This is a genomic window from Paenibacillus sp. CB74 (genome assembly GCF_055687625.1).
In genome coordinates this window covers 6,839,936-6,863,592 of sequence record NZ_CM146009.1, presented here as the reverse complement: position 1 = coordinate 6,863,592, position 23,657 = coordinate 6,839,936, and the positions used below count along the sequence as shown (strand labels likewise).

At 46.9% G+C, this 23,657-nt stretch carries 25 protein-coding genes and 1 other annotated feature; all 25 genes read right to left on the bottom strand.

Annotated features, from left to right (window positions below; translation table 11 throughout):
• Positions 1-384: 384 nt before the first annotated feature.
• The 25 genes from ACX9NY_RS30255 to murC all read right to left on the bottom strand — a co-directional run bounded on the left by ACX9NY_RS30255 (position 385) and on the right by murC (position 23,657).
• The gene (locus ACX9NY_RS30255; RefSeq protein ID WP_472476648.1) at positions 385-2,013 is read right to left on the bottom strand and encodes a LysM peptidoglycan-binding domain-containing protein; all 1,629 of its coding nucleotides are present in this window, start codon (positions 2,011-2,013) and stop codon (positions 385-387) included.
• Positions 2,014-2,209: 196 nt separating this feature from the next.
• Positions 2,210-3,094 (bottom strand): branched-chain-amino-acid transaminase, encoded by an 885-nt coding sequence (gene ilvE, locus ACX9NY_RS30250; RefSeq protein WP_339237053.1) that lies wholly within the window; start codon positions 3,092-3,094, stop codon positions 2,210-2,212.
• A gap of 146 nt (positions 3,095-3,240) precedes the next feature.
• Positions 3,241-4,113 (bottom strand): prephenate dehydratase, encoded by an 873-nt coding sequence (pheA, locus tag ACX9NY_RS30245; protein ID WP_472476647.1) that lies wholly within the window; start codon positions 4,111-4,113, stop codon positions 3,241-3,243.
• The gene (gene thrB, locus ACX9NY_RS30240; RefSeq protein ID WP_472476646.1) at positions 4,110-5,078 is read right to left on the bottom strand and encodes a homoserine kinase; all 969 of its coding nucleotides are present in this window, start codon (positions 5,076-5,078) and stop codon (positions 4,110-4,112) included. Before thrB ends, pheA begins: the two co-directional genes overlap by 4 nt.
• Positions 5,075-6,145, bottom strand: coding sequence for a threonine synthase (thrC, locus tag ACX9NY_RS30235; protein WP_339237058.1), 1,071 nt, complete (start codon positions 6,143-6,145; stop codon positions 5,075-5,077). Before thrC ends, thrB begins: the two co-directional genes overlap by 4 nt.
• Positions 6,146-6,249: 104 nt before the next feature.
• Positions 6,250-7,536 (bottom strand): homoserine dehydrogenase, encoded by a 1,287-nt coding sequence (locus ACX9NY_RS30230; RefSeq protein WP_253440275.1) that lies wholly within the window; start codon positions 7,534-7,536, stop codon positions 6,250-6,252.
• Positions 7,537-7,594: 58 nt separating this feature from the next.
• Complete coding sequence (locus ACX9NY_RS30225; RefSeq protein ID WP_017692625.1) at positions 7,595-8,032, bottom strand: ACT domain-containing protein; 438 nt, start codon at positions 8,030-8,032, stop codon at positions 7,595-7,597.
• A gap of 228 nt (positions 8,033-8,260) precedes the next feature.
• Positions 8,261-9,571 carry a GTPase ObgE gene (gene obgE / locus ACX9NY_RS30220; protein WP_472476645.1) on the bottom strand — a complete coding sequence of 437 codons (1,311 nt, stop codon included), beginning with the start codon at positions 9,569-9,571 and terminating at the stop codon, positions 8,261-8,263.
• A 17-nt stretch (positions 9,572-9,588) separates the two neighbouring features.
• Positions 9,589-10,386 carry a Spo0B domain-containing protein gene (locus ACX9NY_RS30215; RefSeq protein WP_472476644.1) on the bottom strand — a complete coding sequence of 266 codons (798 nt, stop codon included), beginning with the start codon at positions 10,384-10,386 and terminating at the stop codon, positions 9,589-9,591.
• Between the two features lie 90 nt (positions 10,387-10,476).
• Positions 10,477-10,788, bottom strand: coding sequence for a 50S ribosomal protein L27 (rpmA, locus tag ACX9NY_RS30210; RefSeq protein WP_017692622.1), 312 nt, complete (start codon positions 10,786-10,788; stop codon positions 10,477-10,479).
• 23 nt (positions 10,789-10,811) lie between these two features.
• Entirely contained in the window at positions 10,812-11,141 is a 330-nt protein-coding gene (locus tag ACX9NY_RS30205) for a ribosomal-processing cysteine protease Prp (protein ID WP_036605912.1), read from the bottom strand.
• Positions 11,142-11,155: 14 nt separating this feature from the next.
• Positions 11,156-11,467, bottom strand: a complete 312-nt coding sequence (rplU, locus tag ACX9NY_RS30200; RefSeq protein WP_017692620.1) for a 50S ribosomal protein L21 — start codon at positions 11,465-11,467, stop codon at positions 11,156-11,158.
• Between the two features lie 14 nt (positions 11,468-11,481).
• Positions 11,482-11,566, bottom strand: a sequence feature (ribosomal protein L21 leader region).
• Between the two features lie 56 nt (positions 11,567-11,622).
• Entirely contained in the window at positions 11,623-12,873 is a 1,251-nt protein-coding gene (locus tag ACX9NY_RS30195; RefSeq protein WP_339237066.1) for an Rne/Rng family ribonuclease, read from the bottom strand.
• A 107-nt stretch (positions 12,874-12,980) separates the two neighbouring features.
• Positions 12,981-13,841, bottom strand: a complete 861-nt coding sequence (locus tag ACX9NY_RS30190; protein WP_472476643.1) for a M50 family metallopeptidase — start codon at positions 13,839-13,841, stop codon at positions 12,981-12,983.
• Positions 13,834-14,682: a M23 family metallopeptidase gene (locus tag ACX9NY_RS30185; RefSeq protein ID WP_339237071.1), complete on the bottom strand. Its 849-nt coding sequence runs from the start codon at positions 14,680-14,682 to the stop codon at positions 13,834-13,836. Before ACX9NY_RS30185 ends, ACX9NY_RS30190 begins: the two co-directional genes overlap by 8 nt.
• Before the next feature lie 150 nt (positions 14,683-14,832).
• Positions 14,833-15,627: a septum site-determining protein MinD gene (gene minD, locus ACX9NY_RS30180; protein WP_024633965.1), complete on the bottom strand. Its 795-nt coding sequence runs from the start codon at positions 15,625-15,627 to the stop codon at positions 14,833-14,835.
• Positions 15,628-15,630: 3 nt separating this feature from the next.
• Positions 15,631-16,293, bottom strand: coding sequence for a septum site-determining protein MinC (minC, locus tag ACX9NY_RS30175; protein WP_017692615.1), 663 nt, complete (start codon positions 16,291-16,293; stop codon positions 15,631-15,633).
• Positions 16,294-16,367: 74 nt separating this feature from the next.
• Positions 16,368-16,901, bottom strand: a complete 534-nt coding sequence (gene mreD / locus ACX9NY_RS30170; RefSeq protein ID WP_036605906.1) for a rod shape-determining protein MreD — start codon at positions 16,899-16,901, stop codon at positions 16,368-16,370.
• The gene (gene mreC, locus ACX9NY_RS30165) at positions 16,901-17,773 is read right to left on the bottom strand and encodes a rod shape-determining protein MreC (RefSeq protein ID WP_339237077.1); all 873 of its coding nucleotides are present in this window, start codon (positions 17,771-17,773) and stop codon (positions 16,901-16,903) included. The genes mreD and mreC overlap by 1 nt, the downstream gene beginning before the upstream one ends.
• A gap of 185 nt (positions 17,774-17,958) precedes the next feature.
• Complete coding sequence (locus ACX9NY_RS30160) at positions 17,959-18,993, bottom strand: rod shape-determining protein (RefSeq protein ID WP_024633969.1); 1,035 nt, start codon at positions 18,991-18,993, stop codon at positions 17,959-17,961.
• Between the two features lie 183 nt (positions 18,994-19,176).
• Positions 19,177-19,866: a RadC family protein gene (gene radC / locus ACX9NY_RS30155; RefSeq protein WP_339237080.1), complete on the bottom strand. Its 690-nt coding sequence runs from the start codon at positions 19,864-19,866 to the stop codon at positions 19,177-19,179.
• Between the two features lie 37 nt (positions 19,867-19,903).
• Positions 19,904-20,545, bottom strand: coding sequence for a Maf family protein (locus tag ACX9NY_RS30150; protein ID WP_339306009.1), 642 nt, complete (start codon positions 20,543-20,545; stop codon positions 19,904-19,906).
• Positions 20,546-20,608: 63 nt separating this feature from the next.
• Positions 20,609-20,851, bottom strand: coding sequence for a DUF4321 domain-containing protein (locus tag ACX9NY_RS30145; protein ID WP_047841183.1), 243 nt, complete (start codon positions 20,849-20,851; stop codon positions 20,609-20,611).
• A 145-nt stretch (positions 20,852-20,996) separates the two neighbouring features.
• Positions 20,997-22,220 carry an SPOR domain-containing protein gene (locus ACX9NY_RS30140; protein ID WP_472476642.1) on the bottom strand — a complete coding sequence of 408 codons (1,224 nt, stop codon included), beginning with the start codon at positions 22,218-22,220 and terminating at the stop codon, positions 20,997-20,999.
• A gap of 117 nt (positions 22,221-22,337) precedes the next feature.
• Complete coding sequence (murC, locus tag ACX9NY_RS30135; protein WP_339243187.1) at positions 22,338-23,657, bottom strand: UDP-N-acetylmuramate--L-alanine ligase; 1,320 nt, start codon at positions 23,655-23,657, stop codon at positions 22,338-22,340.

The window sequence follows — 23,657 nt, the reverse complement described above, 5'->3', positions numbered from 1 at the left end:
TTCTTCATTTATTGTGTTTCCCGTGTCAGCCGTGTGTTTCAGCGGCGACTTAAATAATATATCATACGGCTGAATCTAATGCAACAGTTTTTTTCATTTCTTTTCTTTACTAGTTTTGCATTAGCTAAAGCGATCATATCGGTTCCCTAACTTGTCCTATTATCGCGGTACGCTCATAGGGTACAACAAATATTTTAGCACATATATGAAAGGGTTTTCAATATTTCTCTACAAAATGCTCCCATTATTCCTGAAAAATTATATCTCCTTTATATGCAGTTCATTGTTCATTCAGAGTTAGCGGGAAGCCAACTCCCTATCACAGAGTTAACTTCCCGCTAATATTATAGGTAACTTACTTCTCTATCGATCGCAGTCCTCTGGTTAGTTTTGTATCCATGGATTACGACGCTTTTTATTTGATTTCCGTTGGTTGGAAGTAGCTACACCCTCTCTGGATGTTTTTCCTAACACAGATACTTTGGATTTATTCTTCAGAGGAGCCTTGCTCGTTCTGCGTTTTGCGGCTGCTGGCTTATTTCCGGTTTGCTTGGACTTCGCCTCCGAATCTGATCCAACCTCTTCAATGCTTACCTGACTTAAGTTAGCGTCTTCACGCCCTCCCTTTTTGCCACCACTGCCTTGCCCTTGAGGAGGATACATTTCGCCAAATGCTCCAAGCGGGGACGGCGGAACCATGTTCTGTGTAGGATACGGATTCTGATATGCATACTCAATAGGCTGGTTTGGCATCGTTGATGTAGACATTTCAGGTGGCATACCATACGAAGGACCGTACATGTTCATGTTCCAAGCCGGTTCCTGGTAACCATAAGAAGGATAAGTATACTGAGGGACATGTGTATGTGATCCACATCCGCATGGAGGATACGGAAGCATCGAGTATGGAGATATGAATGGTGGCTGATGATTCATATGACTAGGTGCTGCATACGTTGGAAATGGACTATTCACTTCGCCAGCTGGTGCAATCGGAAATGAGTTGTTTTGCATTTCTGGAGACAGATTTGGCATAACGTTATTGTGGTTATAGCTCTGCTCCGCACCTGTCCACGGGCTGTTAGTCATTTCACTGCCACTGTAAGGGCTAACTTCCGAAATCCCTGGAAACGGCGCATTATTACTCACTTCTGCCGTGTACATGTCTTGCTGAATACCATACACCTCTTGTGCAGGAACCGGAATTTGAACATAAGGATGCTCCGCTGGCGCATGATGCAACTTGTTACCACAACCACAGGGCTTTTTCGTTGCTGGTGCAACCTCAGTTGGAGGCTCAGTATTAGGCATTACAGGCAAAGGCATAATTTCAGGCGAAAGATTAGGCATTGTATATTTCTTGGATTCCGCTACAGGTTTAATTTGAACTTCAGGTTTAACCTCTTCTTTTTTCGGCATTTCCTTTTCGGGTTTCACTTCAGGAAGTTCTGGCAACTGCGGCAGCACCTCCAGTTCAGGCTTCACATTCGGTTTTTCTGGATTAGCTGGTGGTGGAGCAGGTACTGGGACTGGAACCTCTGATACCGGAGCAGGAGGAGTTGGTGCAACTGGAGCAGGTTGTTCCGGTTCTTTGACTCCCGTGTATTCCTTACCTTCAGGCGACAATTTTTCATTTGCAGCAATGTTGCTGGCACCCGAGTTAGACATCGTGTTTCCTTGTGCATGCATCGAGGGAATGTAGACCGTTTCCCCCACCAGAAGAGCATTCGGATTTTTCAACTGTGGATTGGCATTGATCATATCTTTTAAAGGAACTCCCCAGGCTTGTGCCAACTTCCATAACGAATCTCCTTGCTGAACCTTGTGACTGTGGAGCATACCCTCCGGCTTCGGTGTTACTGGCTCTGCAGGGATTTTGACTTTCATGCCAATATCCAGCTTGTCGGGATTTGTGATTTGCGGATTAGCCGCGATCAATTTGTCCAGCGCAACATTGTATTTTTGGGACAGCAGATATAATGTGTCGCCTTTTTTCACCATGTGTATTTTCACAGGGAACTAACCTCCTAGACGTCATACTTGGGCAGTACATTCGCCCATACCGTTACTACATCCTATGCAGAAACCGGGCTAATGACATCAACTAAACAAAAAAAATCCTCCTGTCGTTAAAAATCCCCATACACCAGGTATGCTGAATTTTATCGGACAAGGAGGATTCCTGTTCCCTATGCTATACAATTCTTACTTAAGATTCCCACACTTTATAACCATCTTTGTCAACAATCTGACGGAATGCTTCCAGCAGTCTCAGCGTTACAGGACCTGCGACACCCGTACCAATTGTTCTTCCATCCACTTCACATGCAGCGATAACTTCTGCAGCTGTCCCGGTGAAAAAGACTTCGTCTGCGATATACACATCATGCAGGGTGAATGGCACTTCTTTTAATTCAAGCTCCAGTTCTCCACATAGATCGATAATGGCTTGACGTGTAATCCCTTCAAGAGCACCGAGATAACAAGGCGGCGTGTATACTACACCATTTTTGATGATGAAGATGTTATCACTTGAACCCTCGGTAACGTAACCTTGGGAATTCAACATAATCGCTTCTCCAGCACCTGAATAGTTAGACTGGATTTTAACCAGGATGTTATTCAGATAGTTCAATGATTTAATTTTCGGATTCAAAGCGTCCGGGATGTTCCGACGTTGGGATACGGACACTGCTTTTAATCCAGTCAGATACGCTTCCTCCGGATAAATCGCCAATTGCTCCACGATGATGATTACGGATGCCTTAGGGCAACGAAGCGGGTCCAAACCAAGATTACCAGGGCCACGTGATACGATAAGACGAATATACCCATTACGCATATCATTGCGGCGCACCGTTTCAGCCATCACTTCCAACATCTCATCCATGGACAGCGGGATGTTCAAACTGATGGATTTTGCCGAATCATACAAACGATCCAAGTGAGCCTTACATCTGAAAATATTTCCGTTATAGATCCGAATACCTTCGAAAATCCCGTCTCCGTACAAAAATCCATGATCATATACCGAAACGGTTGCGTTCTCTTTGGTCACATACTGACCATCCAAATAGATCCACTGCTCTGCCACCGATGACTGCACCTCCATAAAATATCCATTTCCCTAACTCCGAACGTTATAACTCGTCCATTGTACATCAAATGAAAAGCTCTTACTTGTTCATTCTATCCAGAATTATGACAACCTTCTAACATTCCAACCATCATACAGGTCGATTACCTCGAAGGATATGTATAACAAGGATAGCTACCAAGAACACGCACCTGACAATTCAACGCCTCTATCTCAGCCATGGCTGCAGTGAGCAATACCGAATCGACCGTTTCCACAACATCAATGTAGAAATAATAACTGCCCAATCGTTTCTTCGTTGGACGAGATTCAAGACGGGTCAGATTCAGCTTCCGCCAGGCAAATGCCGACAATACCTGATGCAACGCTCCCGGTGCATCTTCTGGCAATGTCACGAGCAAGCTGGTTTTCACATGATCCGGTTCACGAGGAATAACCACAGGTTCATGGCCGATAAGCACAAAACGGGTATAGTTATTGTCATGATCTGTAACTCGTTCAGCCATAATGTCCAGACCATGCTTCTGAGCAGCAAGCTTGGTACCGATGGCTACCCAGCCCTTACCCGGATTTTTCTTCACAATTTCTACAGCTTCGGCTGTACTGTTCACACCTTCAAGATCCGCATCAGGCGAATGCAGACGAATAAAGTTCTGACACTGCGGAATAGCCACAGGATGAGACATGATCTTGGTAATTTTACTAAAATCATACTCGCCGCTCTCCGTCCTGAATTCAGCCCCATGTCCAATGACATTCTGGATGGATGGGTATATCCACTCTGCTTGCATTGGAATGTCCACTTCATTCACAAGCCAGTCCATGTGAAGGCTAACGGAACCTTCAATTGTATTTTCCATCGGAATGACACTGTATTGTGTTTTTCCACTATCTGTTGCTCGAAAAACATCTGAAATCAGCTTGGAGTGAAGCAAATCTAACGGTTCACTGTTAAAAAGGAAATCAATCGCCTCATGGGAAACTGAGCCTTCAGGTAATACTGCAATTCTTTTCATGCATTAACTTCCCCTTTGATTCTGTCCAAAAAAGGACGTTCGTCTTGATCAGGCAGCACGGTTACACCGTCCAAATCCGGATCGAGCCACAGTGCAGAAGCAGATATGCCCTCCCGCTCCATGGTGTTCAGCAAATATTGTTCCAATTCCGCTTTGCGGGTGTCATGACGATCTACCAAGGTTAATACGGTCGGTCCCGCTCCGCTCAGGGCAGCTCCCAACGCTCCATGATCGACAGCATGTTCCAATATCTCAGCCATGCCTGGCACCAATGATGCCCGGTACGGTTGGTGAATTCGATCTGACATCGCCTTCTGAATCATATCCAGTCGCCCACTCGCCAAAGCGGCAACGAGCAGCGAGGATCTGCTAATGTTATGCACCACATCAGACATGCCAAATTGCTCTGGGATCACATTCCTTGCTTTTGAAGTAGACAGTTGGAATTCAGGTACAACAACCAAAGCCTGCAAATCCTGGTGTGGCTCAATACGAATATGATCTACCCGCACACCATCCCATGCAGCCGTAATAATACCCCCATAGAGTGATGCACCCACATTATCAGGATGCTTCTCGAGGGAGGTGGCTATATCCAGAAGTTTCGCATCCGATAAAGGAGTACCAATTAATGCATTCGCTGCCGCCAGTGCACCAACGATGGCTGATGCACTACTGCCGAGTCCACGCGTAAGTGGAATATCGGAATACATGGAAATCTCCAATTCAGGTACAGACACCCCAGCTTCATCGAATACCATCTGTGCGACTTCGTAAATCAAATTCGATTTATCCGTAGGCAGGCCTGTCAAATGATCGCCGTAAAGATGAAATGTGGTCTGCTCGGCAGGTTTCATCTCCAACCAGGCATACAGAGACAATGCCATGCCCAGAGTATCAAAGCCCGGACCGAGATTGGCTGTGCTTGCAGGTATTTTTACAGTTACCTTTTCACGCAAACTCATACAGATTGCTGCTCCAATTGTGCAATGGCCGCCATTACTGCTTCTTCCGTATCTTCAACAACAAGCGGCTCAGTCGCTACTGTTTTGATCGCAATATTCGGATCTTTCAGGCCATTACCTGTCAGTACGCAAACTACAGTCTCTCCGCCTTTAAAGTACCCTTCGCTCTTCAGTTTGTATACACCAGCAAGGGAAGCCGCAGAAGCAGGTTCAGCAAAAATCCCTTCCCGAGATGCAAGCGTACGATACGCTGTCAGGATCTGTTCATCCGTTACATAGTTAATCTGTCCACCAGATTCCTCAGCTGCAGCTACAGCCGTTTTCCAGCTAGCCGGATTACCGATTCGAATCGCTGTGGCTACTGTTTCAGGCTCAAGAATCGGTTCACCTTTGACAATCGCCATCGCACCTTCGGCTTCGAAACCAACCATGCGTGGCAGCGTGTTGGATTTACCAGCCTCTTTGTATTCTTTGAAGCCTTTCCAATAGGCCGAGATATTCCCCGCATTACCAACTGGAATAGCCAGAACGTCAGGCGCTTCGCCCAGTTGTTCAACCACTTCAAACGCTGCTGTCTTCTGTCCTTCGATCCGGAACGGATTCACAGAGTTTACAAGCGTGATCGGATGTTTGGCTGTGATCTCACGCACAATCTCCAGTGCACGGTCAAAGTTACCATTAATCGCAATCACTTTGGCTCCATAAATCATGGCTTGGGCCAGTTTACCCAGTGCAATGTTATTATTAGGGATCAGCACGATACAATTGAGGCCACCACGTGCGGCGTAGGCTGCTGCAGCTGCTGACGTGTTACCTGTAGATGCACACATGATCGTACGGCTGCCCTCTTCCATCGCTTTGGCAACCGCCATAACCATACCGCGGTCTTTGAAAGATCCTGTAGGATTCAAACCTTCATACTTGAAGTATACTTTTAAGCCGAGCTCCTCAGACAGATTCTCTGCATAAATCAACGGTGTATTCCCTTCCTGAAGCGTAAGCAATGGTGTATTTTCATTAACCGGAAGGTGCTCTCTGTACGTTTGCAAAAGTCCTTGATATCTCATTGTGGGTAAACTCCTTTATGTTTTAATAATCTGATATGATGACCTGATGATACGGGTATAATTTATAACGGAAATAATGAAGATGCAGTATGGGGTGAGGACAATTATCCTTCGACCCGGTATACACTCTTAATGCGACGAATGACGCTGAGTGATTCAAAATGTTTTAACACTTTATCCATGCTTGCCTTACTTGCATTATGCGTAACGATAATGATCTCGGCATCCGGGTTGTGCTCATTCGGCTGTTGAACAACCGACGCCAGACTGACATCATACTCTGCGAAAATTTGTGTGATTTGTGCCAATACACCGGCTTTGTCGTCTACGTGCAGCAAAATAAAGTTTTTCGACACAATCTGCTCGTCGCTTTGCAGTCGCTTCGTCTTATAAGGAACAATTGCTTTGAGACCGTTCACGCCAAGTTTGAGGTTTTTGGTAACCGCCACAATATCAGCTACAACCGAAGTTGCCGTTGGCAGTTCTCCCGCACCCGCACCGTAGAACATGGTCTCCCCTACAGCTTCACCGTGTACATATACTGCGTTGAACACACCATTGACTGAAGCAATGGGGTGATTCTGTCTAACCATTGTCGGCTGTACGCTAATCGTAATCTCATCGTCAATCCGGTCCGCAATACCAAGTAACTTCATCTCATAGCCCAGTCTTCTGGCATACGTTATGTCTTCACGAGTAACGGAGGATATGCCTTTAACAGTTACATCCTTCAACTCCACATTAGTGCGGAAACCCAGTGTGCTCAAGATCGCCATTTTGCGAGCGGCATCAAGTCCTTCCACATCGGAGGTTGGATCTGATTCAGCGTATCCCAGCGCCTGTGCTTCGGCCAGCACTTCTTCATAGGATGCACCTTCCTGACTCATTTTGGTCAGAATAAAGTTCGTTGTTCCGTTCACTATCCCCATAATGCGAGTAATCCGGTCGGAAGAGAAACCTTCAATTAACGTACGAATGATTGGAATCCCTCCCGCAACACTCGCCTCATAGAACACATCACATTGCTTTTCCTGCGCCTTCGCCAAAATCTCTGTACCATGCAGTGCCATGAGATCTTTGTTCGCTGTTACGATATGCTTCCCACGTTCCAACGCTTCAAGAATATACTCTTTCGTCTGATCAATGCCACCCATGACTTCAACGATGACATCAATATCCGGATGACGAATGACTTCCCAAGGATCTTCAGTGAGCTTGGCACGGTCTACAGCAATAACACGTTCCTTCTCTGTATTTTTCACCGCGATCTTCTCAATGACAATCGGCGATCCAACCTGACTGCTCAGATCCTCCTGATTTCCTTCCACAATGCGAACGACTCCCGTCCCCACAGTTCCCAGACCCAACAATCCGACTTTTACTGGTTTCACTAACGATCTACCCCCTAATGTCTATTCTTGTCTGTCAGTCCTGTATGTTAAAGCCCCATTAACCTTGGCCTACAATACGTGTGCGTCTTACTCCAGGCATATCTTGCATTCGATCCAGCATTTCACCAATTTCGCCATGAAGATGTGTCGTTTCCACTGAAATGACAACATTAGCTCTTCCTTGAAGCGGTATACTCTGATTAATCGTGAGCACGTTGGCTCCATAACCTGCTACATGTCCAAGCACACGAGACAAGATCCCTGACTGATGCTCCAGATCAATAGAGATCGTTACAATTCTCTCCCGTTCAAGCTGGTTGATCAGATGAATTCCATCCTTGTACTTGTAAAAGGCGCTCCGGCTTAATCCAACCTGTTCAACCGCCTCATGCACTGTTTTAACATCACCAGAAGCCAGTAGTTCTTTTACCTGCATGGTCTTCACCACAGCCTCCGGTAAAATATCTTCCCGTACCAAGTAATAGCGTTCGTTCACAGAACGTCCTCTCCTCAAAGACTCATGTATTCATATAGTGGACATTATATAGGATCTACGACAAAAGGGCAATACATGACATGCCTATTTTTTGAAATGTATTCCTCACAGTATACAAGTTTATGCCTCTCCCATGTCAGGAAAAAACAAAAAAACGCAGAGCTGCGGGTCAACTTCCCACTTCTCTGCGTCTGTATATCAATCTGTCTATCCACGGAAGACGGTTACTTAGTAGTAACTGCTGCCTTCCACAAATTCAAATTCAAAGTCTCCAATACGCACGATGGTGCCTTCTACAGCTCCACGCTTACGCAACTCAGCGTCCACCCCCATATAACGCATTGTACGTGCGAGTTTCAATATAGCTTCATGCGAGTTCAATTGCATCCGTTTCATCATGCGATCAATCTTGGCACTTTCGACAACGAACATTTCATTCTCACGCAAGATGCGGAAACCATCGTCCTCTTTTTTGTCCAAGCTGTACACTTTACGTTCGGATACGTCTGCTACCTCTCCAACCACTGGCTCGTCCGGAATCTGATCCAGGAGATCAGCGGCACGATACAGGAGCTCTTGAATCCCTTTACGAGTCAGAGATGAAATAGGCATCACTTCAATATCCGGTTGCACCTCACGAACTTGCTGCAAAAATTGCTCCAGGTTTGCTTCGGAGTCCGGCATATCCATTTTATTGGCTGCTACAACCTGCGGTCTCTCAGCCAAAAGCGGATTGTACAGTTTCAGTTCATCATTAATTTTCTGCCAGTCTTCAAATGGATCGCGTCCTTCTGAACCCGACATGTCCACCACATGAATAATAATACGGGTGCGCTCGACATGACGTAAAAACTCATGTCCCAGTCCGATTCCTTCATGTGCGCCTTCAATCAGACCAGGCAAATCGGCCATAACGAAGCTTCGGCCTTCTCCTACACCGACTACACCCAGGTTCGGTGTGATGGTTGTGAAATGATATGCACCAATCTTTGGCTTGGCTGACGAAACGACAGAAAGCAGCGTGGATTTCCCTACACTCGGGAACCCAACCAGACCAACATCTGCCATCACTTTTAGCTCTAATACGATGTAACGCTCTTGGCCTTCTTCACCATTCTCGGCAAGTTCAGGCGCAGGATTGTTCGGTGTGGCAAATCGGATGTTACCCCGACCACCCCGACCACCACGAGCAATAACAACTTGTTGACCGTGACGTGTCATATCCGCCAGTACTTCTCCACTGTCTTCATCCAGAATGACAGTTCCTGGTGGAATGCGCACAATCATGTTCTCAGCGTTTGCACCGTGCTGACTTTTATTACGTCCCTTCTCACCACGTGGGGCCTTGAAGTGACGCTGGTAACGGAAATCCATCAACGTCCGCAGACCTTCATCCACCCGGAAAATGATGTCAGCCCCTCTGCCTCCATCGCCCCCGGCGGGTCCACCGTTTGGAACATACTTCTCACGACGGAAGGAAATAATTCCGTCCCCTCCGTCTCCGGCTTTTACATAAATCTTCGCTTTATCTACAAACATTGGTTAACCCCTTCTTCCTATATTCCACACGGCATTCTGAATTGTATAAACGTATCCTCAGACGGAAACTGCTCCGTTCTGACTTTTTTTCCTTGGAGTACGGCAGTAAGCTGCCGCAATGTTTCCGGATCGGGTGTTTGATCCCCCTCCAGTCGGACAACCACATCTCCATGATCCTGCCCGAAGTTCAAGGTCAGTTTGCGAACCTCTCCCCAAGAAGACCGGCCGCCGCCATATTGATAGGCTCTGATTGCATCCGCAATCGCCCCGGTAAGTGACTCGCCATCCTCGGGAGAGACCAGAGCACTAAGCTGCAACTCTTCTTCTATTTCCACATGCAATTCCAGCGGCATTCCACTGGCCCGAAAAGATTGAAGATAAAATACGAGCGAAGGAATACCCAACCTGGAGATTCGACTCTCTTCCGTAACCCGCTCTTTTATTCTTTCCACACATTGCAGGGATTTATCAAGTTTGCCCATCCGAAGATATCCATATAACACCTGAAGGTCGTTCATCCAGTCGTGTCGATGATGATTTAATGAAGCAATTGCTGTCTTTTCCATGGATTGTATGATGGTTCTGCGTTCCGCCTCCGCCTGTTTCTTCATCGCATTCACAGAAATGAACAATACTGCGACGGACCACAATGCGCATACGACGCTTGAGATCATCGCCGGATACAACATAACGAAAACCAAAGGAATCAGAAGTGAACATGCCGCAATCCACGGCACTCTTTTCCAAGATTTCATGGCTTCTCCCCGTTCTACAAAACTCGGTTGGTCTACACCCACCGTAACCAAGTATAACATGTCTTTTCTGCCAGTTCATTACCGAATAACCGTTGAATACAAAAAACCTTCGGCAAAAATGCCGAAGGCTCCTTAGGCGGAATGCCGATATTACGCTTCTACTGCTGCTGCTACAGGAGCAACATTAACAGGATAGATGCTTACTTTTTTGCGATCGCGTCCCCAACGTTCGAATTTTACAACGCCGTCGATTTTCGCGAACAAAGTGTCATCTTTACCGATGCCAACGTTAGTTCCTGGGTGAATTTTCGTTCCGCGTTGGCGAACGAGAATGCTACCACCAGTTACAGTTTGACCATCAGCACGTTTAACACCCAGACGTTGAGCATTACTGTCACGTCCGTTCTTCGTGGAACCTACACCTTTTTTCGATGCGAATAACTGAAGATTTAATTTCAACATGATTGGTTGTCCTCCTTCTTTGCTTATTTGAATTGCTGTATTTTAATATACTTCCCGTATGACTCTGCAATATTAGAGAGCATAACCACCATGGATTCGAGTAACAGTTGTACCTGGGACCAGGTTTCCCCTCTCTCCAACAAAGGTAAAGAACCACTTAGAAAGCCATTCTTCATCTTGGCATCCATTTCGACACCGGTCAATGTTTCAATTGAGTTCACCGTACCCACTGTAACAGCGGATACCCCGGCACATACGATATCTTCTCCCCGCTTGGCAAAATTGGCATGCCCTTCGATGGAAAAGCGTTCGATGTTCCCGTCCTCATCACGAAAGATTTGAACGATAATCACTTATCGCACCTTCTTTACGCTTTGATTGTTTCGATAGTTACTTTAGTGTACGGTTGACGGTGACCTTGCTTCACATGGTAGTTCTTTTTAGGTTTGTATTTGTATACGATAACCTTTTGTCCTTTGCCATGTTTCTCCACTTTAGCCGTTACAGTAGCTCCGGAAATCAATGGTGTACCTGCTGTCAAACCTTGATCGTTAGATACAGCCAGGACACGGTCGAACGTTACGCTTTCGCCATCGTTCGCAGTCAATTTCTCGATGAACAGAACATCGCCCTCTTGGACTTTGTACTGTTTGCCGCCTGTTTCAATAATTGCGTACATTTGCCTTGCACCTCCTCATGTCTCAGACTCGCCCGTTCTCAGGTGACAGCCTCCTTGCGGAACTGTTCTTATACCCGGCCAGTGCGGTTACAGCATGTGCAAGACCAATAGGCTAAACACATACTTGAAGATTATATCACGCAATATATCAAAAATCAATGCAAAGGTGAAATATATCTTTTTCCCGTTCCATGACAGGAAGAACACGGCTCAACATAGGGCAACGTACTTTCTTCCCGCACTTTCTTACGGGTAAGTTCGAGCAAACCCAGCTTGGTCCAACCCATTACAAACGCTTTGGTACGATCCTTTTTGAGTTCACCCTCCAAGGTTGACGCAACTTCATGCCGATTCGAGGCTTCCTCCATATCAATGAAGTCGACAATTATCATGCCACCGATATCCCGCAGACGCATCAGACGGGCAATCTCCACTGCTGCCTGCATGTTGGTCTCCGTCACGGTCTCTTCCAGACTGTCACCGCCAGCTCCTGTATATTTGCCTGTGTTCACATCCACTACAGTCAGAGCTTCAGTATGGTCAATGACAATATATCCGCCTCCGGGCAGCCAGACTTTTCGGGCAAAATCCTTATTCAACTGTTCCTGTACACCATAGGCAGCAAAGATGGATTCTGTACCCCGATACACCTGAACTTTGGGTTGATGACCAGGACTAATCTCTTCCAGCAATGCTTTTACCTCACGGGCTTGTCCTTCACTATCGGTGATGACCTCATCACTGCCTGGTGTGTACACATCTCTGATGATTCGCTGCACCATGCTATGATCCCGATGCAGGAGGCTTGGCGAAGGCAAACTGTCCGCTTTTTCACGAATCAGGTACCACTGCGCACGTAATGTTTCCAGGTCCGACTTGATGGCTTCATGCTGCTCTTCTCCAGATACGGTTCGAATAATAAGTCCTTCCTCATCCCGCCTCAGCTGCTCCCCAAGTGCCTTAAGACGAGAACGATCCCCTTCACGGGCAATCTTCTTGGAAACCGCCACATAGTCGGCAACAGGCATGTAGACAAGCCAGCGGCCCGGAAGTGAATAATGAGTCGTCACCCGGGCTCCCTTGCCTCCTACCGGTTCTTTCAGAACCTGAACAATGACTTCCTGACCTGGACGAAGCAACTCCGAGATGGAAGGCTTCACCTTAGGTTGCTTCTCCAGATGGGGATGTAACACATCATCCACATACAGAAACGCATTCTTTTTCTGACCGATATCCACAAAAGCAGCCTGCATACCCGGTAGCACATTAACTACCCGTCCCTTGAAAAAGGAACCCAACAGTCCACGCTCGCGTGTACGCTCTGCTGTAAATTCCACAGCTTTGCCTTCTTCCAGAAGCGCCATTTGCATGAGGTTATGTTCATTATGTACGATCATTTGTTTCATGGCTTCACCTCTAGAAGACAATTCAATTCATCCACATCCATTTCAGCTCTCTTTACCATTCTCATTGTACATGTATTAACCCATTTCAGAACAGGTCCACCAGAACACTACAATTTATCGCCATTTTGTTGAAAATAGGACCCGATAATGCGTTGTTCAGGCAATACGGCCATAATTTGTCCCTGTCTGTTCATCACGTATACCATATGGTATCTTTCTCTCTTTAATAGACGCAAAATAGTGTCCAAAGGTTTCGCTGGAAATGAGATTATTGGCTGCGCCAAACTGCCAGCAGCCGCGTGACGAGTGAACGCCCCTTCTCGATTCATCAGAAAACGAATAAAGCGATAAGGTACATTTCGGTAATCCGTCAGATTGGAATAGAACAAAAAAAGACCGATTAACAGAATGTTTAACGGTAAGCCGTAGTCTCCAGTAAACCATCGGCAGATCGCATATAAAACAACTCCTACGCTACACAGAATACTAATTCTGTAGGTCCACATTAATGTTGTATAGTAGGGTGCCCACAGGCTGACAAGCGCCTGAACAATTTTTCCTCCGTCCAGAGGAAGTACAGGCAGCAGATTAAATAGGGCGATGAGCAGGTTTCCCTGAATGATATAATTGAGAAAAACCGGATCGCCGAGATGGCCATACTGCAACAATAAAACCACACCAACCATCAGCATGTTTTGTAATGGACCTGCAAGAGCAATCATGATTTCCCGGTAGGCCGTGATCGTACCTCCATCTTCAATAACCGCTACTCCTCCAAAAGGAAGCATCTGGATTGACAAAACACGATATCCCAGAAGGGCCGCCGCCGCAGCATGTCCACATTCATGAATGAATACGATGGCAAACAGCGTAATAAGTTCAATGAAATGTCCAGTCAGGAGGGAGGCCATCATGATAATTACAAAAAACGGATGAAACGTAATAAGGACCCCCCACACCCTAATCAAGGGCAACAACTTCCGCTGGGTCTACGTACTCCTCCCCCTCTTTGACCGCAAAATAGAGCGTGGCCGGTTGCTCACCACCCGTAGCCTTGAGACTCCCCACTGGATTCCCCGCTTCCACCCAATCATTCACGTTCACTTCACTTTCGTTCAGCCGACCGTATATTGCCGTGACATTGCCTGTATGTTGAATCACAACGGTGAATCCACTTGCTGCATCTCCGATAACCTCCATGACACGTCCAGCATCCGAACTTGCGACCTGTATAAGTTCTGCACCAGCAGCATCCGGAACGATCTCAATTCCTTTCATGCTCAGCGCGAATGGCTGAACCACTGTTCCTGAGATTGGTTTACCCAGTAATTGTCGTATGCCTGAGCCATTGACAGCATCCGTCGTATGACCAAGAACAGGCAGAAACGAAGGCGTTCCTCCAAAATGGCGTTCATACCAGGCTGCTGCAGAGGCAAAATCCATATCTCGATGGAGTGCATCGGCAATGACTGTTTTGGGAGCTTTTGTCCACGATGTATCTAATTGAAACAGCCCCCATACTCCGCCGAATATCAAAGCGCTAATGACCGTTCGTTTTAAAAGTGACTTGATTAGGTTGAATCTCGAATGCCCCCCTGGAACGAAACGACCATTCTCTTTTTTCCACAACCATTCTGGATCTCTTTCTTGTATCCCTTCACTAGGCGTAAACGGTTTCCGGTGCATGATCTCATTCTTGTCCAACAATGAACCTACTTTTTGCTCCTGTAAGACCTCCACAGTGGCTCCATCCATCAGTCGCCGAATGCGTTCTTCTCGTCTCTGCTTGATTCTGAGTTTCGTGTTCATGGAATATCCTCCCGCCGAGGCTTGTTTACTACATCCTATGAAGAGGTGGATGATAATATGAACAAGCCTGCCGGTCAGATAACAAAAAAAGCCGGGCTATGCGCCACGGCTGTCATGTATTTAAAATTATGAATAAGTTCGTTTAACGAGTTAACCCATTCCGAAGAACTTTTTGAAGCGAGAAAAAGCACCCTTTTTCTGCTCCAGCTGCATTAATGGGACCGTATCTCCCAGAATGCGGCGTGCAATATTCCGATACGCAATCGCTGCAAGTGAATCCGGATTCATGACCGTGGGTTCTCCTGAATTGGCAGCTTTGATGACTAGTTCATCATCAGGCACGATGCCAATCAGGTCAATATTAAGTACTTGTAAAATACCATCGATATCTAACATGTCACCCGATTTAACCATATTATTGCGAATTCGATTCACCACCAGTTTAGGTGATTGAATATGTGAACTCTCCAGCAGGCCGATGACACGATCCGCATCACGTACTGCAGCATTTTCCGGTGTAGTGACCACGATGGCCTGATCTGCTCCTGCTACCGCATTTTTGAACCCCTGCTCGATCCCTGCGGGGCAATCAATAATGACGTATTCAAAATCTTTTTTCAATTCAAGGATAATATCCTTCACCTGTTCTGGCGATACCGAGTTTTTGTCTCTCGTCTGCGCCGCAGGCAACATGTATAATTCTTCGAAACGCTTGTCTTTGACCAAAGCCTGATTCAGACGGCAGCGGCCGTCCGCAACGTCGCACAGATCGTAAATAATACGGTTTTCGAGTCCCATCACGACATCCAAATTACGAAGGCCGATATCGGTATCTACCAGACAAACCTTTTTGCCGAGCAGCGCCAGCGCTGTCCCGATGTTTGCCGAGGTGGTTGTTTTACCCACGCCGCCTTTACCCGAAGTGATCACGATCGCCTCTCCCATGAGCTACACTCCTTTAAACACATTAAAATCTCGGCGTAACCGAACGATATTGCTCATTTTGTCTATCTGCATCTGATTGTCCTGTAAGTAAGCAAATTCCATTCCGGTCTCTCGGCTCTCCCATTCATCGGGAGGACGACTGATGATATCCGCAATACGTAGCTGCGTCGGTGCAAATACCGATGCCGCAATGATTGCTTCCTCGTCCCCGCCAATTCCGGCATGAGCCATACCTCTGAGTGAACCCAACACATATATATCTCCGGTACACGTCACTGTGCCCCCCGGATTGATATCTCCAAGAAACAGGAGATTTCCTTCATGATGAAGCACCTGACCAGAACGCACCATACCACACATGGTTACAATCGGCGGCGGTCCTTTAACCTCCGGTTGGAGTGCAGGTGAATCGATGGATCGAATAAGCAGATTCCCTTTTTGTTTCAGTATATCGAGAATTGCTTCTTTCTGGTCCTCTGTCACTTCGCGGGCACCCAACTTGATATCCACATGAACAATCGGTCCGGTCAAAATATTTTGATGGCTGTGTTCCAGCTTATAGCGGAGCTCATAGAGCAATTCCTCGAATTCACATTGATCGTCCAACAGGAAAACCAGGCCGTCTCGGATGCCTTTAATCGTTACGTGATTCGATTTTACCGTCATAAGCCTGTCCCTCCCATCTCATTACATTTCGTGCCCGGGGCCCCAAGTTCCTGCTTTGCGCTCCATAAATGTATTTAGGAAGCTTCTTCTGTCTTGCTCCGTCTCTTGCCGATCCGCTCCAGTTGTTTCCGAAGCGGGACATATATGATCAAGGCAAACACAAAATGAATGAACAAATTAGGAATCATGTATTCAATCAACGCCCAGTCAAAGGTCACGTGGTTAAGTTGGAAGAGCTTGTACAGGAAAAATAGCATGGTGTCATTCAGCAGACTTCCCAAAATGACAACCGATACCATAACGGGCAGTGGTGCACGAGGTGCTTGAAAAATGAGTCCCATCATGTACGCCGATAATCCCATCGAAAATCCATAAGGTCCAATCATCTCGCCGTAGAATACAACGTCATGCAATAGTCCAAAAAATATACCGAGCACTAGTGCCGTGTGTCGGTGATGATATACGGCGATAAACAAAATGACGATATAGACCAGATTGGCAGAAATACGCATCTGCCAGCCAGAAGGAATGAGCAGCGGCAAAATCGTACCTTCCGCAATGAACAAAACGAATAACAACAGGAACAAAACTTGCTTGCGCGTTACCATTATTCTTTTACCTCAGGCGGGATAATGACAATCAACTCTTTCCAATCAAGGAAACTTGCATATGGCTCAATTGTAGCTGTTTTGGTTAAACCATACTCACTTTTCTCGACACTCTTCACTTTCCCAATCCGCATGTACTTCGGAAAATTGTTTATAATTCCAGAGGAGATGATCTCATCATCCTTTTGGATATTAGAATCTTCTGAGATTTTGGTCATCTTGAGCATGCCCGTCTTCGGATCATAACTCTCAATCATACCAAACACTTTCTCCTTACCTACTGCCGTTGCTGCAATGGCGTTGGATGTTGGATCATTGGCGTCCATGGACGTTAACAGATTAACTGTTGATGTATAGGAGCTGACATGACTAATCACGCCGACTAGCCCTTCTTGCGAGGTTACAGCCATCCCCGGCTTAATTCCCGCATTTTCACCAATATCAATGTTAATGGTTCTGCTATTCGGATCTGAATTGGCACTGATAACCTGAGCAATTCGTGAACCATAATTATACCGATTCTTCTGTTCTTCGGTGAAATTGAGCGCTTTCTGAAGCTGCTCATTCACTTGCTCCATATCATTGTACTTCAGCCGATCCCGGGTATAGTGACCCATCGCGATACGAAGCTCTTCATTCTCTTGATATACCGTACGCATGTTCGCTACATCTTTAAAAAAGCCCGCTACATAAGAAGCGGGCTTGTAAAATACGTATTGTACAAATCCAACTGAATCCTTCAGGAATTTCTCCGGCCAGGATAGAGTGGTTCGCGGACTGAGCGTAAAGCCCATTAACGCGATAAATGTAACAAGGCCCACCAGCAAAACAAAAAGTCTTTTGTTGCCTAGCAGTTTAAACAGTTCGAACACCCTCTAACATCCATATTCTCTTCCGAGCCATGCCCGGCGGGGAGACTGTCAGACTTGTAGTCCCTGCGAGAATATCAGCCGATCCTCCCCTGTTAAGCGGGTAATAGCTCATCCCCGGGGTTAACCGGGTCCTCTATAAAGATATCTTGCCACTTATTCGCAATGTCAAGTTAGGCAAATACCGATTAACGTTTGGAACGAACTGCCGAACTGCTTCTGCTTTTGAACAAATGAATATTCTCTAGCGCTTTACCTGTTCCGATTGCTACACAATCCAGCGGGTTCTCAGCCACGATGACAGGCATGCCTGTCTCACCAGCCAGAAGCTTGTCCAGATTGCGCAGAAGCGCCCCACCACCTGTAAGAACGATTCCACGATCCATAATATCGGCCGCAAGTTCAGGTGGGCATTTCTCAAGGGTTACTTTTACCGCTTCAACAATTGCATTCACCGTATCAGCCAATGCTTCGCTGATCTCGTCCGAAGTAATCGTAATGGTCTTCGGCAGACCTGTAACGAGGTCACGTCCACGAATTTCCATCGTTTCTACTTGCTCCAATGGCATTGCTGATCCGATGTCCATCTTCAACTGCTCCGATGTACGCTCACCGATCATCAGATTGTATTGGCGTTTGATGTATTGAATAACGGATTCATCCATCTCGTCACCTGCTACGCGAACCGAACGGCTCGTTACAATACCACCAAGAGAGATAACAGCAACTTCCGTTGTACCGCCACCAATATCGACAACCATACTACCTGTTGGCTCCCATACCGGCAGATCCGCACCAATTGCAGCTGCAAAAGGCTCTTCAATTGTATAGGCTTCGCGTGCTCCAGCCTGTTTGGTTGCATCTTCAACCGCACGTTGTTCTACAGCCGTGATCCCGGATGGTACACATACCATCACGTTTGGATGACGTTGGAACATGGAGCGTTGTTTCTGCGCCTCACGGATGAAATATTTGATCATTGTTGCCGTTGTATCAAAGTCGGCAATAACGCCATCTTTCATTGGACGAATGGCACGAATGTTACCTGGTGTACGTCCAATCATTTTTTTGGCGGCTTCACCTACTGCTTCAATGCTTTTTGTATCTGTGCGTATAGCGACTACCGAAGGTTCGCGCACCACAATTCCTTTTCCTCGTACATAAACCAACGTATTTGCTGTCCCCAAGTCAATACCCAAATCTTTCGTAAAACCACCAAACATAACATAATCTCCTTTTCTGCCTCATATAGCCGCTCTATTCAGATCCAGAGCGTGATAATTTCATTCCCACGTAACACGTGGAGCTAATATTCGCATTTGTTTTTTTGCATTTGTAAAGTGAACCTATCTTTTACGGACAACGCCGTTAACATTCATAGGAAAACATCAACGCCAACCATTATATTATACTAAGCCCTTCTCCTTCAAACTTACGTACGTTCCATCTCCGATAATAATATGATCAAGCACGTCAATGCCAACAATAGCGCCTGCTTCAATCAGTCTCTTGGTTATTTGGATATCCTCCGGACTGGGCGTAGGATCACCGCTCGGATGGTTGTGTGCGCACACAATAGATGCGCTGCTGCATTTGATGGCAGCCCGGAACACTTCACGCGGATGTACAATCGAAGCATTAAGGCTGCCCATGGAGAGTGTTTCCTGGGCAATAATATGATTTTTGCTATTCAGAAAGAGACACACAAAATGTTCTTTTTGCAAATAACGCAATTGTTCGATCAGGATGTCAGCTGCATCACGCGGTGTACGGATTGAAGCCGACTGTGTGAGTCTGCTCTTGGCAATCCGATGCCCCAGCTCAATGCCAGCTTTCAATTGTACAGCCTTGGCATTGCCAATCCCTTTCATCGCAGTCAATTCTTCCAGACTCAGATCCATTAACGAGCGAATGCCACCCGTTTCGGTCAGAATCCGCTGTGCCATATGCACCGCGGATTCCTGTCTTGTGCCTGTTCGAAGTAAAATGGCCAGCAATTCAGCATGGCTTAAGGCGCCCGCCCCATATTCCATCATGCGTTCTCTCGGGCGTTCTTCCTGGGGGATGTCGCGCATCATGTATTGAGGCGACTCCATATGTTCCCTCTTTTCATTTCACAACATTTGGCTTCATTCATGTTCGTGGCAACACATGTACGCCGAACCCGTCCAGCATGTCACTTAGCAAGGATAGCGGCAAGCCAACCACATTAAAATAACATCCTTCAATACGGTCGACCAGTGAAGCGCCAATGCCCTGAATGGCATAAGATCCTGCCTTGTCCGAAGGCTCACCTGTCTTCACATAAGCACGGATGGTCGCATCCGACAGTTCTTTCATCGTTACATCGGTCTGGCGGTAATGAACTAACGACTGTCCATTGCCCGCATCAATACAAGCGACGCCCGTAAACACCCGATGCACACGGCCCTGCAGCCGGGATAACATACGTTCAGCATCCGCTTCATCTACGGGTTTGCCCAGAATCTCACCATCCAGAACAACAACGGTGTCACTACCAACAATAATGGCTTCCTGCTCGCGGCCTTCAAGCCCCCGATACACAGCAAGCGCCTTGCGCAAAGCAAGCTCCTGTACCGTCTGTTCAGGGGTCCACTCTGGCGGTGTATCTTCATTGGCATGACTTGGTATTACATCAAACGCTAGGTGGAGTGATGCGATCAGTTCCTTGCGCCGAGGCGATGTGGAGGCCAGAATAATAGGGCGCTGCTTTGTGTTATCCAAAATGAACGGCTCCTTATGCCACGGCAACATCCTGTCCGGATCACGATAATAGATGTCACTGGTTAATTTTTTTCGTCATAACTCGTCATTCTCCTACAGTCTGCGATATAGCCACACAGCGGCAATCATACCGATCAGACTCAGAAGGCTCATTTGAAATTGAAGTGAAATATCATAACTGATAATATCAAGATCAGCCTGCGGCGACCAACGTATGGTCGTGGCTTTCGTAAGAAAGGCTACTGCCTTAACAGGCTGCAGTGCCTTGGCGATCCACGCTCCGGCCATCCAGCCGAGCAGCAGAAACAGCAATAACATGCCGAAGTTTTTTTTCATCGGTAATCTTCCCTCGCCATTTTTTGACACCCACATTATTATACGGGGTTTTGTACGTCAATACAAACACAAATCCGGCAAGGGGAACTATTTCCAGTTCCTTGCCGGATGGGTAATTCCAAGCGTTGTTATGGGAAAGAGCATGTTACTGCTTAATCGCTTCGAGCCATTTTTTCTGCTGTAGTACATATTCCATCAGATCGGACTGCACGGACCACATGTGCACATCATCTGGGTTCTTGTTGTACTCTGCAATAGCCGTTATTGCATCGTTCATTGATTTCTCCATTCCACCAACAATAGGCTGTACCTCCGCAGTCAGGCCGGGTGAGAGACTATTCAAACCGGTTAACCATGACTGGTGTTTATTCTGAATCGCGGTCATCGTTTCTGCAGAGACTGCTGTCGGTGCAGATTGTCCCAACTGCTGAATGGACAAGGTAGACAGTTGTTCGACCAGTGCAGAACTGTTTGTGAAGAAAAGCTGCACATCCTCTTGCTTGCCACCGAATATAGCCGGATTGATCTCAGGGTTCACGATCTCCTTGACATACAGTTCGACTCCCTGAGCTTTTAGCCTGGAGCTAAGTAGCTTGGCCTCTTCACGATCAGCCGAAATGCCTGCATATACTCGATTACCATCTTCAGGATCAGACCCTGCGGCTATACCTGCCTGAGCCAGTTCAAGCTTGGCCTGCTCAGCTCGTTCAGGAGAACTGAACACGCCGTATTGAAGTGCATAATACGTGCTGCCAGTCGCCGCTGTCTGCTGTTCTGTACCTGCAGCCCCCTCCTGACCAGTCACAGTGGAAACTGCCTGATTGGCGGGCAGAAGATCGTCTGGCTTGACGGCTCCTTCTTTATTAAAAAATGAGAGAATCACCATGCCAAAGAGTGCTCCGGTAACAAGTGCTCCAGTGACAGAACCAATCATTTTCCAGCCCCTTGGAGGACGATTGCGCTTATAGGAATAGTTCTCGGAATCTGCAAGCCAGTCATGGCCCTGATCCTCTTGGGCATTGGACCGATAGCGACGCTCTTCCTCCGGATCTTCTGAATAATTATCATAACCGTAACCTGAACGGTTTCCTAGATAATGGTGCTCATCCAAGTTGGAGTTCGAATCAGGGCTCACCCGCTCGTCAGGTTCAGGTACAGTAGAGCTTGTCAGCACCGTCTCTCCCCAGTCTCCGGGAATATCCTCTGGCGTCCATGATGGGGTCGTATCCATCTGCTTAGGCGTTAGCAGTTGATTATGCGGTAATTCTTCACTTAACGACACCAATGGACTGGATGCGGAACTCCTCTTGTTTTCAGGCTTGTCCGACTCATGATCCCCGAAGCGAAACGTCATTCTAGCATTGCTCACCCGTACCCTCTCCTTTGTCCCATTTATATCAGCTATATGCAGAGAAGGCAGAAGACATTCCAATTAACGCAAAAAAACGCCTGCTTCATATCGAAGACAGGCGGTTTCGCAAATGATCTATTTCAAGCCTTGGGCAAGTGTATCTCCAACTTTCCAGATATCACCTGCACCCATCGTAATCACCAGGTCTCCTGGCTGCAAACGATGCTGCAGATCAGCTACAACTTCTTCTTTCGTAGGAAGGTACCGTGCAGAAGCATTACTGTTTTGAACGATTAGTTCAACCAGTTTGGCGGAGGTTACCCCTTCGATCTGTTTTTCGCCCGCAGGAGAATAGATATCCGTAATAAGCACCTCATCCGCTTCCGCGAAAGCACGACTGAACGCATCCAACAGGAAGAACGTACGCGTATAACGCTGTGGCTGGAATACCGCAATAATACGTTTGCCTGTCGCTTTGGCTGCACTAATAGTCGCTTCAATCTCCGTCGGGTGATGCGCATAATCATCGATGATCAGCATATCACGCGCCTCGCCCAATACCTGGAATCTGCGTTTGGCTCCGTGGAACTGGATGATCGCTGCCACAATCTTCTCAAATGGAATACCTGCTTCCAGACAGGTAATTACAGTAGCCATCGCATTATAAACGTTATGCTTACCTGGCACTGATAATTCCACCGTGCCCATAGGAGCACCCTGATGATTCATCGTAAAGGAGATACGGCGATCGCCCAATACAATATCCGTTGCCGTATAATCCGCAGCACGATCAATACCATAGGTTGTAATCCGTGACTTGAGTTCTGGCAAAATCGCTTGAACATTCTCGTCGTCTGAGCACACAATGGCTGTTCCTTCCGGACGAATCTGGCTCAGGAACTGCACATAAGCCTTTTTGAGTTCCTCAAAATCACTGTTGTAATTCTCCAGATGATCTGCCTCAATATTGGTTACAATACCGAGCCATGGATGGTACTGCAAAAATGAGCCATCGCTCTCGTCCGCCTCGGCAACTACCCAGTCGCCCTGGCCTGCCTTGGCGTTGGTGCCCACATTCATGATCTCTCCGCCAATGATATATGTCGGGTCCGTATCACATTTATCCATAACCAGTGCAATCATGGATGAGGTGGTGGTTTTACCGTGGGCTCCAGCCACAGCCACACCTTTACGTTCATTTAACAAACGTGCAAGCATCTGGGAACGATGCAGAATCGGAATGTTGAGCTCTGCAGCTGCTACCCGTTCCACATTATCAGCAGGCGCTGCCGTAGAGTATACAACCAGGTCTGCTCCAGTGACATGCTCTGCTGTATGGCCGATATATATTTTCGCTCCCTTGGCTGCCAACTTCTCGGTCAACTCCTGTGAAGCGACATCCGATCCGGTAACGGTGTATCCCATTTCCAACATAACTCTAGCGATGGCACTCAT

What these genes read in the sequence shown, in the direction of transcription:
- pheA (WP_472476647.1), bottom strand. Translation starts at nt 4,113, where the DNA reads ATGAAAAGAATTGCAGTATTACCTGAAGGCTCAGTTTCCCATGAGGCG.
- thrB (WP_472476646.1), bottom strand. Translation starts at nt 5,078, where the DNA reads ATGAGTTTGCGTGAAAAGGTAACTGTAAAAATACCTGCAAGCACAGCC.
- thrC (WP_339237058.1), bottom strand. Translation starts at nt 6,145, where the DNA reads ATGAGATATCAAGGACTTTTGCAAACGTACAGAGAGCACCTTCCGGTT.
- obgE (WP_472476645.1), bottom strand. Translation starts at nt 9,571, where the DNA reads ATGTTTGTAGATAAAGCGAAGATTTATGTAAAAGCCGGAGACGGAGGG.
- ACX9NY_RS30215 (WP_472476644.1), bottom strand. Translation starts at nt 10,386, where the DNA reads ATGTTATACTTGGTTACGGTGGGTGTAGACCAACCGAGTTTTGTAGAA.
- rpmA (WP_017692622.1), bottom strand. Translation starts at nt 10,788, where the DNA reads ATGTTGAAATTAAATCTTCAGTTATTCGCATCGAAAAAAGGTGTAGGT.
- rplU (WP_017692620.1), bottom strand. Translation starts at nt 11,467, where the DNA reads ATGTACGCAATTATTGAAACAGGCGGCAAACAGTACAAAGTCCAAGAG.
- ACX9NY_RS30195 (WP_339237066.1), bottom strand. Translation starts at nt 12,873, where the DNA reads ATGAAACAAATGATCGTACATAATGAACATAACCTCATGCAAATGGCG.
- ACX9NY_RS30185 (WP_339237071.1), bottom strand. Translation starts at nt 14,682, where the DNA reads ATGAACACGAAACTCAGAATCAAGCAGAGACGAGAAGAACGCATTCGG.
- minD (WP_024633965.1), bottom strand. Translation starts at nt 15,627, where the DNA reads ATGGGAGAGGCGATCGTGATCACTTCGGGTAAAGGCGGCGTGGGTAAA.
- minC (WP_017692615.1), bottom strand. Translation starts at nt 16,293, where the DNA reads ATGACGGTAAAATCGAATCACGTAACGATTAAAGGCATCCGAGACGGC.
- mreD (WP_036605906.1), bottom strand. Translation starts at nt 16,901, where the DNA reads ATGGTAACGCGCAAGCAAGTTTTGTTCCTGTTGTTATTCGTTTTGTTC.
- ACX9NY_RS30160 (WP_024633969.1), bottom strand. Translation starts at nt 18,993, where the DNA reads ATGTTTGGTGGTTTTACGAAAGATTTGGGTATTGACTTGGGGACAGCA.
- radC (WP_339237080.1), bottom strand. Translation starts at nt 19,866, where the DNA reads ATGGAGTCGCCTCAATACATGATGCGCGACATCCCCCAGGAAGAACGC.
- ACX9NY_RS30150 (WP_339306009.1), bottom strand. Translation starts at nt 20,545, where the DNA reads ATGTTGCCGTGGCATAAGGAGCCGTTCATTTTGGATAACACAAAGCAG.
- ACX9NY_RS30145 (WP_047841183.1), bottom strand. Translation starts at nt 20,851, where the DNA reads ATGAAAAAAAACTTCGGCATGTTATTGCTGTTTCTGCTGCTCGGCTGG.
- murC (WP_339243187.1), bottom strand. Translation starts at nt 23,657, where the DNA reads ATGAGTGCCATCGCTAGAGTTATGTTGGAAATGGGATACACCGTTACC.